This window comes from Streptomyces sp. SS8, assembly GCF_054072955.1.
The window spans coordinates 21,615-30,866 of record NZ_JBSVCZ010000041.1 but is presented as its reverse complement, the minus strand read 5'-3'; the positions used below and the strand labels follow the sequence as shown (position 1 = coordinate 30,866).

The following is a 9,252-nucleotide window of genomic DNA, read 5'->3' as shown; positions in this document are numbered from 1 at the left end:
GCTCACCTTCAGGAGGGGGAGGAAGTCAAGCTCAGCTCTCCTTCCCGGTGGCGGAACGCCCGGCGCGGCCCAGCAGCAGACCGGCCGCGCAGCCGCCCGCGAGGACCGCCGCGGCGCCGGCCAGCTGACCGGTTCGCAGACCGGAGGCGAACGCCTCGGCGACCGCGGCCAGATCCGCCTCCCGGGAGACCCGGGCCAGCGCGGCGGGCAGCGACTGCGCGGCGCCGGCCGAGTCCGGCAGCAGGGCGGCGAACCGGGAGGCCAGGACCGCGCCCAGGACGGCGACGCCCAGACCGGCGCCCATCTCGCTGAGAGTGCCGTTGACACCGGCTCCCGCGCCCGCCTTCTCCTTGGGGATCGAGCTCATGACGGCCTCGGCGATGGCCGGATTGGCGCAGCCGCAGCCCGCCCCCATCAGCACCAGGCCGAACAGGATCCCGCCGTAGCCCCCGTCGCCGACGAGTGCGACGACCGCGAGGCCGGCCGCCATCACGGCCATGCCCGAGGCGATCATCACCGGCAGGCCGAAGCGCGCGATCAGCCGTGCGGAGGCGCCGGTGAAGTTCACCAGCACCACCGTGAGCGCGAAGGGCGCCACGGCCATACCCGCCTGGAGCGGGCTGTCGCCGCGGACGAACTGGAACTGCTGCGTGAGCAGGTACAGGGCGCCGCCGCTGCCGAAGGTGATCAGCACGACACCCGTCACCGCCCCGGTGAAGCGGCGGCTGCGGAACAGGGCCGGATCCAGCATCGGATGCTCCGTGCGCCGCTCCCAGCGCAGGAAGAGCGCCAGCACGGCGGCGCCCAGCACGGCCGGCACCAGGATCCGGGGAGAGCCCCAGCCCTCCTCCGGGCCGGCGATGACGGCGTAGACCACACAGGTCATGCCGGTGACGGAGAGCACCAGGCCCGGCAGGTCGAGGCGGCCGCCGCGCGGATCGCGGCTCTCGGGCACCAGGACCGCGACGGCGACCAGACCGATGAGCACCACCGGGATGTTGATCAGGAAGATCGCCCCCCACCAGTAGTGGCTGAGCACCAGCCCGCCGACGACCGGCCCGGAGGCGAAGCCGAGTGCGTTGACGGCGCCCCACAGGCCGATGGCCTTCGGCCGCTCGCTCGCGTCGAAGACCTGCATGACGACGGCGAGGGTGGTCGTCAGCAGCAGCGCCGCGCCCACGCCCATGCCCGCGCGGGCCGCGATGAGCTGGGCGGAGGAGGAGGCGAGCCCCGCCGCCAGCGAGCCGGCCCCGAACAGGGCCAGCCCGGTCAGCAGCATCCGCTTGCGTCCGTAGCGGTCGGCGGCGTTGCCCGCCGCGAGCAGCAGGCCCGCCTGCACCAGCGCGTAGGCGTTGATCATCCACTGGATGTCGGCGGTGGAAGCGCCCAGCTCGCCGGTCAGCGACGGGATCGCCACGTTGAGCACGGTGTTGTCGAGCACCACGACGAGCTCGGCCAGGCAGACCACGGCCAGGATCGCCCAGCGGGCGGGGTGCCCGCCGGGCGGTCCGGCCGCCGCCGAGTCGGGTGCGGGACTGGGCGCCGGGCCGGCGCCGGTGGCCGGGTCGGTCGTCACCACGGTGTGTCAGGCCCTCCCCGGGGCGTAGGGGGCGATGGGGTTCCTCAGGCTACCGACGAGCTGGAGCGCGCCGGAGGGGTCCGCCAGGTCCACCATCTGCCGGTTGTCGCGCAGCTGGAGCCGGTTGAGGCAGGACAGCGCGAACTCCTCGGCGAAGATGTCGTACCGCTCGAACCGCCCGGCCAGTTCCGGCACGGACTCCTGGTAGCGGACCACCGCCTCGGCGACGGTGCGCCAGAAGGCGTCCTCGCTCAGCACGCCCCGGTCGGCGAGGATCGCGCCGAGGTGGCGCAGGAAGCAGTCGAAGACGTCGGTGAGGATCGCCAGCAGCCGCATGTCCTCGGGCGTCTCGGCGCGGATGCGCTCCACCTCGGGCGGCAGCTCCACGCCGGAGTCCATCACGACGATCTCCTCGGCGATGTCCTTGAACACCGCCCGCGCCACCGCGTCGTCCTCCAGGACGAGGATGACGTTCTCGCCGTGCGGCATGTACGCCAGGTCGTAGGCGTAGAAGCTGTGCAGCAGCGGGGTGAGGTAGGCGTCCAGGTAGCGGCCCAGCCAGGCCTCGGGGGTCAGGCCGGAGCGCTCGATCAGCGCGGCGGCCAGCGAGCCTCCTTCGGTGTCGGTGTGGAGCAGGGACGCCATGGTGGCCAGGCGCTGACCCTCCTCCAGGGCGGGGACGGGGCTCTCGCGCCACAGGGCCGCGAGCATCTTGCGGTAGGGCGAGTAGCGGTCGGTGGCGGCCTCGTAGCCGGGGTGGCGGTAGCCGACGGCGGCGCGCTCGCGGATGATCTCCAGCCCGGTGGCGCGCAGGACGGGGTCCTTGGCCACCAGGTCGGCCAGCCAGTCGTTGATGGCGGGGGTGGCCTCCATGTAGGCCGCCGAAAGGCCCCGCATGAAGCCCATGTTCAGCACGGACAGGGCCGTCTTGACGTAGTGCTTGCCCGGGGCGGAGGTGTTGAAGAAGGTGCGGATGGACTGCTGGGCCAGGTACTCGTCCTCGCCCTCGCCCAGCAGCACGATCCGGCGCTGGGCCACCTCGGCGGAGAAGGTCACGGCGAGCTTGTTCCACCACTGCCAGGGGTGGACGGGGATCAGCAGGTAGTCCGCCGGGTCCAGGCCCTGGCCGCGCAGCACGGAGTCGAAGCGGCCGAGGGTCTCCTCGCCGAGTTCGGCGCGCAGCAGGGTGTGGTAGTCGGTGTCGGCCGAGCAGGTGAAGGTGGTGTGGTCGCGGTGGGCGGCCACCCACAGCAGCCGTACCGGGGCCGCGGTCTCGGGCGCGTAGGCCAGGTACTCGTGGATCCCGAAGCCGAGGCGGCCGTTGTTGGCGACGAAGCAGGGGTGGCCCTCGGTCATACCGGTCTCGATCGCCTGGAAGCCGGAGCCGGCCAGCTCGGCGGCGGTGACCGGCTCCTTCGCCAGCTTGTACGCGGTGCTCGCCAGGGTGGAGCTGATCTCCTCCAGGTAGACGGGCAGGATCTCGTCGCTCAGGCCCAGGACGCCGCGGAACTCGGTGAAGAACGCGAAGGCGTCCAGGGGCAGTTCGGCGCCGCCGCGGTGGCGGGTGATGCTGCCTGCGTCGATCTGCCAGTGGTCGAGCGCCATCAGGCGGGCCGTGAAGCGGTACTCGGTCGCCTCGCGGCCGTCCCCGTCCTCGCCGCCGGTGACGGCGTAGCGTCCGCCACCCAGGTCGGCGGGGACCAGCAGGCGCTCGTGGGAGAACTCCGACAGGGCCTTGCGCAGCAGCAGCCGTACGGCGGTGTCCCAGTTGCCGGGCGTCAGATGGGCCACGGCCCGGTGCGGATCGGACCGCGGTACGGACCGCGGTACGGGCTGCGGCACGGCGTTCGGTACGGCGTGGGGGGAGGCGGCGGTCACAGGGCGGCTCCTCGTGTGGCGGCCTCGAAGCTCTCGCGGGTGCAGAAGCTCAGCAGGGCCTTCTTCTCCGGCTTGGCGATCGTGCCGGCGACCTCGAAGCCGACGGCGGAGTTGAGGGCGTGCACGGCGGTGTTGCGGGCGTCGGGCTCGACGACCACACGGCGGGTGGCCGGGTCGTCGAAGAGCATCGCCATCACCGTGGTGATGACGGCGAGGGTGAACCCGTGGACCGGGGCGTCGGAGGGCGCGGTGAGGAAGTGCATCCCGACGTCGCCCTCCCGGTGGTCGTACAGCCCGGCCAGCTCCACACGGGCCGGGTCGTAGCGCTCGACGAGGAAGGCGGGGGTGCCGCGGTGCAGACCCAGGAAGGCGTCGTGGTGCGGGTGTTCGGCGATCCGCCGGTACTCGTCGGCCACCTGCCGCTCGTCGGCGTCCTGCATCATCCAGTACACGGCCTTGGGGTGGGTCACCCAGGAGTGCAGCAGGGGCGCGTCGGCGGCGGGGTCGAGGGCGACCACGGAGAATCCCCCCAGCTCCGGGTCCTCGCGGTGGAAGAGGACGTCGCTCACGCGATGCCTCCCTCGGGGGCGCCGAAGTCCTGGAAGGTGATGGACTTCTCGACGGGGTAGACCTCGCGGCCGAGGATGTCGCGGATGATCCAGGAGTTGCGGTACGGGCCCATGCCCAGGTCCGGCGAGGTGACGCTGTGGGCGTGGACGGCGCCGTTCTGCAGGAAGACTCCGCGTCCGGTGACGTCGACGCTGTAGTTGCGGGCGACGTCGAAGCGGCCCGAGGAGTCGAAGCGGAGGCGGTCGCGGATCCCGTCCAGGAAGGCGGGGACGCGGTGGCGGTAGCCGGTGGCAAGGACGAGGCCCTCGGTGGTGAGGGTGAACTCCTTGCCCTGTTCGACCTGATGCAGGCCCAGGGTGTAGGTGCCGCTCGCCTCGTCGTGGGAGGCGGAGGTCAGCGCGGTGTTGGTCAGCAGCCGGGTGGGGACGGGTCCGGCGGCGCTCTTGGCGTACAGCAGGTCGAAGATGTCGTTGATCAGGGCCTCGTTGATGCCCTTGAACAGGCCCTTCTGCTCGCTTTCCAGCCGGTGCCGGGTGGTCTCGGGCAGGGCGTGGAAGTAGTCGATGTAGTCGGGGGAGGTCATCTCCAGGGTCAGCTTGGTGTACTCCAGCGGGAAGAACCGCGGGGAGCGGGTGACCCAGTTCAGGCGGTAGCCGTGGGTGTCGATCTCCGAGAGCAGGTCGTGGTAGATCTCGGCGGCGCTCTGCCCGCTGCCCACGATCGTGATGCTTTCCTTGGCCTGGAGCGCCTTCCTGTGCTCCAGGTAGCGGGAGTTGTGGATCACGTCGCCGCCCAGTCCCTCGCAGGGCTCGGGGACGTACGGCGGGGTGCCGGTGCCCAGCACCAGATGGCGGGCCCGGTGCTCGGTGAGTTCGCCGGTGGAGGTGTCGCGGGCGGTGACGGTGTACAGGCCCTCGGCCTCGTCGTGGGAGACGGCCGTGACCTCGCGGCCGAAGCGGACACCGGACAGCCGGCCGGCGGCCCAGCGGCAGTAGGCGTTGTACTCGGCGCGCAGCGGATAGAAGCTCTCGCGGATGTAGAACTGGTACAGGCGCCCGGACTGCTTGAGGTAGTTGAGGAAGGAGTAGGGGGAGGTGGGGTCGGCCATGGTCACCAGATCGGCCATGAAGGGCGTCTGCAGGGTGACGCCGTCCAGCAGCATGCCGGGGTGCCAGTCGAACTCCGGGCGGCTCTCCAGGAAGAGCCCGTCGAGGTCGTCGACCGGCTCGGTCAGGCAGGCCAGCCCCAGGTTGAAGGGGCCCAGCCCGATGGCTATGAAGTCGTGAGGGGTGGACACGTCGTCTCCGTTGGTCTGGTGATCCGGTGGTTCAGGCGGCCGGCGAGCCGCTGAGGCGGGCGGCGACGGAGGCCAGGTGCTCCTGGGCGTGCCCGGCGATCAGGTCGAGGACGGCGCGGATGTCGTCCGTCGTCGTCTCCGGGTTGAGCAGGGTGAACTTCAGGTGGTGGCGGCCGTCGACCACCGTTCCGGCGACCACGGCCTCGCCGGACGCGGCCAGGGCCTCGCGGGCGTGCAGGTTGGCCAGGTCCACGGCCGTCTCGTCGGCGCCCGCGCCGGCCTCCGTACCGGGGGTGTAGCGGAAGACCAGGGTGGACAGCGTCGGCCTGGTGACGACGGTGAAGCGGGGGTCGTCCTCCAGGATCCGCCAGGTTTCGGCGGCGAGGTCCACCACCTGGTCGAAGAGCGCGCCGACGGCGTCGGCGCCCATGATGCGCAGGGTCAGCCACAGCTTGAGCGCGTCGAAGCGCCGGGTGGTCTGCAGGGACTTGTCGACCTGGTTGGGGATGCGCTTCTCGGCGCTGCGGGCCGGGTTGAGGTAGTCGGCGTGGTAGGTGGCGTGCCGCAGGGTGGCGCCGTCGCGGACGAGGACGGCGCTGGAACTGACCGGCTGGAAGAAGGACTTGTGGTAGTCGACGGTGACCGAGTCGGCCCGTTCGATGCCGTTCAGCAGGTGGCGGCGCGTGGTGGAGGCCAGCAGCCCGCAGCCGTAGGCGGCGTCGACGTGGAACCACGTCCCGGCCTCCTGGCACAGCTCGGCTATCTCCGGCAGGGGGTCGATGGAGCCGAAGTCGGTGGTGCCGGCGGTGGCGGAGACGGCCATCACCGTCAGGCCCTCCTCCCGGCAGCGGCGCAGCTCGCGGGCGAGGGCGTCGGTGCGCATCCGGCGGTCGCCGTCACAGGGCACGCAGACGACCGACCCCGGCTCCAGGCCGAGGAGTTTGGCGGCCTTCAATACGGAGAAGTGGCCGGCCTCGGAGGTCAGGACGCGCAGTTTCGGCAGCATCTCGCAGACCGGCGGCGGGGTGGGGGAGTTCTTCCGCAGCAGCCGGAGGGCCTCCTCGCGGGCCAGCAGCAGCGCCTGGAGGTTGGACTGGGTACCGCCGCTGGTGAAGATGCCGTCGGCGGCGCGGCCCAGGCCGATGCGGGCGGCGGTCCAGTCGATGAGCCGGCGCTCCATCAGGGTGCCGCCGGCGCTCTGGTCCCAGGTGTCCAGGGAGGAGTTGACGGCGGAGAGGACGGCCTCGCCGAGCAGGGCGGGGAGCACCACCGGGCAGTTGAGGTGGGCGAGGTAGCGGGGGTGGTGGAAGTAGACCGCGTCGCGCAGGTAGACCCGCTCCAGCTCGTCGAGGGCGGCGGCCGGGTCGCCCAGGGGGCGGTCGAGGTCGATGCCGTCGACCACCGGGGCCAGTTCGCCCGGGGTGACACCGGTGAACGGGCGGCTGGTTCCGGCGACGGTCCGGGCGACCCGTGCCACGCCTTCGGAGACCAGCCGCCGGTAGTACTCGGCGGTGGAGTCGTTCAGCAGATGGGAGCGGGGGTCGCCGCCGACGGGGTCGGCAGTGTCGGCAGGAGCGAGAGGGGAGGCGGATCCCTGGGGGCTCACGCGCGGGTCCTCCGAATCGGGGGAGCGGGAAACTTAGGTAAGGCTATCCTAACTTACCCTGATCATGCGGGAGCCCCTCGTACCGCGGGTGGTACGTGGGGCTCTGTGCGGGCCTGACCTCCCGTCAGGCGGCGTCGGCGAGCGCCTCGGTGCGCAGGTCCTCCTCCGAGGCGCCCAGGCGCCAGTACCCGGAGAAGGCCACCCGGCCGCGCTCCAGGCCCCGTTCGGACACCAGATGGCGGCGCAGCGCCCGCACCGCGGCGGCCTCGCCCGCCAGCCACGCGTACGCGCTGCCCCACACCTCCTGGGGCAGCACGGCCTCGCGCACGGCGTCGACCACCGCGCCGTGCCGCCGGAAGTCCTCCCGGACCAGCCAGGTGACCTCCGCGTCGGCCGCGGTGGGCAGCGGCCGTACGTCCCCGGCCCGGGGCACCTCCACCCACGCCCGCGCCCGGACGCCGGCCGGCAGCCAGGCCAGGATCCCGGCGACGGCGGGCAGCGCCGTCTCGTCGGCGGCGAGCAGCACCCGGTCCGTGCCGGCGGGAGGACGGAAGCCGACGCTCTTGTTCTCCGGGGTCACCGGGCCCAGCAGGCGGACCCGGTCACCCGGCCGGGCGCGCCGCGCCCAGCGGGTCGCGGGCCCGCTGTCGCCGTGCAGGACGAAGTCGACGTCCACCTCGCCCGCCTCCGGGCGCTGCGCGGCCACGGTGTAGGAGCGCATGACCGCGCGCACCGCCGGGTCCGTCGCCCGCCAGGCCGCGAACCAGCCGTCGCCCAGCTCCACCGGGACGACGGGCTCGCTCTGGCCGGGCTGCGGCAGGAAGAGCGAGAAGCTCTGGTCCCTCCCGCCGCCCGCGAACCGCCCGAGCCGCTCCCCGCCGAAGGTGATCCGGACCAGGGACGGTCCCAGTCGCGCGGTGCGCACGACCGAGGCCTCGAAGAAGTCGAACGGCGAGGCCGGGCGTGCGGCCGGAGCGAGACGGGGCGCCGGCGGCGGCCGGTGGGCCGCGGTGGAGACGGCGGGCGGGGCGGCGGGGATGGCGGTGCGCGGTGTCATCTGCGGGCTCTCCTTCTCGGAGGTTGCTGTCCTGCGCGGTCTCGGGGCGGCGGGATCGGGGCCGGGGACGCCGCGGCGCCTTCCCGGCCCCGGCTCAGCCGAGCTTCTTCGCCTTGGAGATGGCGTCGGCGAGGTTCTCCATCAGCGGGGCGGCGCCCTGGTAGGAGAAGCGCGGCACCGGGTCCCACTCGGCGACCTGGCCGGCCTTCACCGCCGGCAGCGACTCCCAGGTGGGCTTGGACTTCAGGTCCTTCGGCTGCAGGGCGGTGCTGCGGTTGTCCAGGATGATCAGGTCGGCCTCGTACTGCCCGGCGTTCTCCCAGCTGAGGCTCTCGAAGTAGCCGCCGCTGGCCTTGACGTCCTCGGGGACGACGAATTCGACGCCCAGCTCGGCGAAGTACTTCAGGTCGGCCGCGGGCGCGGGGGTGGAGACGTAGAAGTAGTCCGCGCTGCCGGAGGCGGCCAGCACCCGCAGCCCGCCGCTGGCCCCGGCCGCCCTGCGGAGCTTCTCGGCCGCCGCCTCGAAACGGGCCTTGCCGTCGGTGACCTGCTTGGACTTCAGGTCGGCGCCCAGGGACTCGGCCAGGGCGGCGTAGCGCTGGATCGGCTTGAGCAGGGAGACCTCGGCGACCTGGACGGCGACGCTGGGGGCCAGCTTGAGGATCTTGCCCGAGCTCTCCTCCGGCACGTACCACAGCGAGCCGGCGTCGTACTGGTGCGTGACCAGCAGTTCGGGGTTGAGGGCGGCGTACTTCTCGATGTCGAACTCGCCCCAGGCGTTGCCGATGACCTCGATCTTCTTCACGTCCAGGTCGCCGGCCTGCGGGTGGGCCGAGCCGTCCTCCAGGAGCGTCTCGCCGAAGACGCCCACGATCCGGTCCTTCAGGCCGAAGTCGGCCAGGGCGGCGGCGGTGCCGGTGAAGGCGACGATGCGCTCGGGGGTCCTGTCGGCGGTGACCTTCTTCTTGCGGTCGTCGGTGAACGACCAGGGGCCGCCGTCCTTCCCGGCGGTCTTGTCCGACGTCTGCGAACCACCGTCCCCGCACGCCGCGAGCAGGGCACCCAGGCCGAGGGCACCGCCCGCCGCGAGGATGCCCCGGCGGGAGAGGTTGGCGGTTCTTGCGTAGGACATGACTGGGCCTCTCTGAGCAAACGCACAAGGATGCGACAGGTGTTCAGGCGACCGGCCGCGGCTGTTAGGTTAACCTAACCAAAGTTCGAGCCCAAGGGGGCGGTCGCCGATCTCCCCCCGGCCCACCGGAGTC

General features: G+C 72.3%; 7 protein-coding genes. All 7 read right to left on the bottom strand.

Annotated features, from left to right (window positions below; genetic code table 11):
* Positions 1 to 31: 31 nt before the first annotated feature.
* The 7 genes from ACW69E_RS26635 to ACW69E_RS26605 all read right to left on the bottom strand — a co-directional run bounded on the left by ACW69E_RS26635 (position 32) and on the right by ACW69E_RS26605 (position 9,119).
* Positions 32 to 1,576, bottom strand: coding sequence for a DHA2 family efflux MFS transporter permease subunit (locus ACW69E_RS26635; protein WP_457500852.1), 1,545 nt, complete (start codon positions 1,574 to 1,576; stop codon positions 32 to 34).
* Positions 1,577 to 1,585: 9 nt separating this feature from the next.
* Positions 1,586 to 3,421, bottom strand: coding sequence for an IucA/IucC family protein (locus ACW69E_RS26630; protein WP_457500851.1), 1,836 nt, complete (start codon positions 3,419 to 3,421; stop codon positions 1,586 to 1,588).
* Positions 3,422 to 3,453: 32 nt separating this feature from the next.
* On the bottom strand, positions 3,454 to 4,026 hold the full coding sequence (locus tag ACW69E_RS26625) for a GNAT family N-acetyltransferase (RefSeq protein ID WP_457500846.1): 573 nt from the start codon (positions 4,024 to 4,026) through the stop codon (positions 3,454 to 3,456).
* On the bottom strand, positions 4,023 to 5,324 hold the full coding sequence (locus tag ACW69E_RS26620) for a lysine N(6)-hydroxylase/L-ornithine N(5)-oxygenase family protein (RefSeq protein ID WP_457500845.1): 1,302 nt from the start codon (positions 5,322 to 5,324) through the stop codon (positions 4,023 to 4,025). Before ACW69E_RS26620 ends, ACW69E_RS26625 begins: the two co-directional genes overlap by 4 nt.
* A gap of 31 nt (positions 5,325 to 5,355) precedes the next feature.
* The gene (locus tag ACW69E_RS26615; protein WP_457500850.1) at positions 5,356 to 6,852 is read right to left on the bottom strand and encodes a pyridoxal phosphate-dependent decarboxylase family protein; all 1,497 of its coding nucleotides are present in this window, start codon (positions 6,850 to 6,852) and stop codon (positions 5,356 to 5,358) included.
* Between the two features lie 202 nt (positions 6,853 to 7,054).
* Positions 7,055 to 7,987, bottom strand: a complete 933-nt coding sequence (locus ACW69E_RS26610; protein ID WP_457500844.1) for a siderophore-interacting protein — start codon at positions 7,985 to 7,987, stop codon at positions 7,055 to 7,057.
* A gap of 94 nt (positions 7,988 to 8,081) precedes the next feature.
* Positions 8,082 to 9,119 (bottom strand): ABC transporter substrate-binding protein, encoded by a 1,038-nt coding sequence (locus tag ACW69E_RS26605; protein ID WP_457500843.1) that lies wholly within the window; start codon positions 9,117 to 9,119, stop codon positions 8,082 to 8,084.
* Positions 9,120 to 9,252 lie beyond the last annotated feature (133 nt).

Bases quoted from the DNA above. Each gene is read 5' to 3' on its own strand.
- ACW69E_RS26605 (WP_457500843.1), bottom strand. From the start codon at position 9,119: ATGTCCTACGCAAGAACCGCCAACCTCTCCCGCCGGGGCATCCTCGCG.
- ACW69E_RS26610 (WP_457500844.1), bottom strand. From the start codon at position 7,987: ATGACACCGCGCACCGCCATCCCCGCCGCCCCGCCCGCCGTCTCCACC.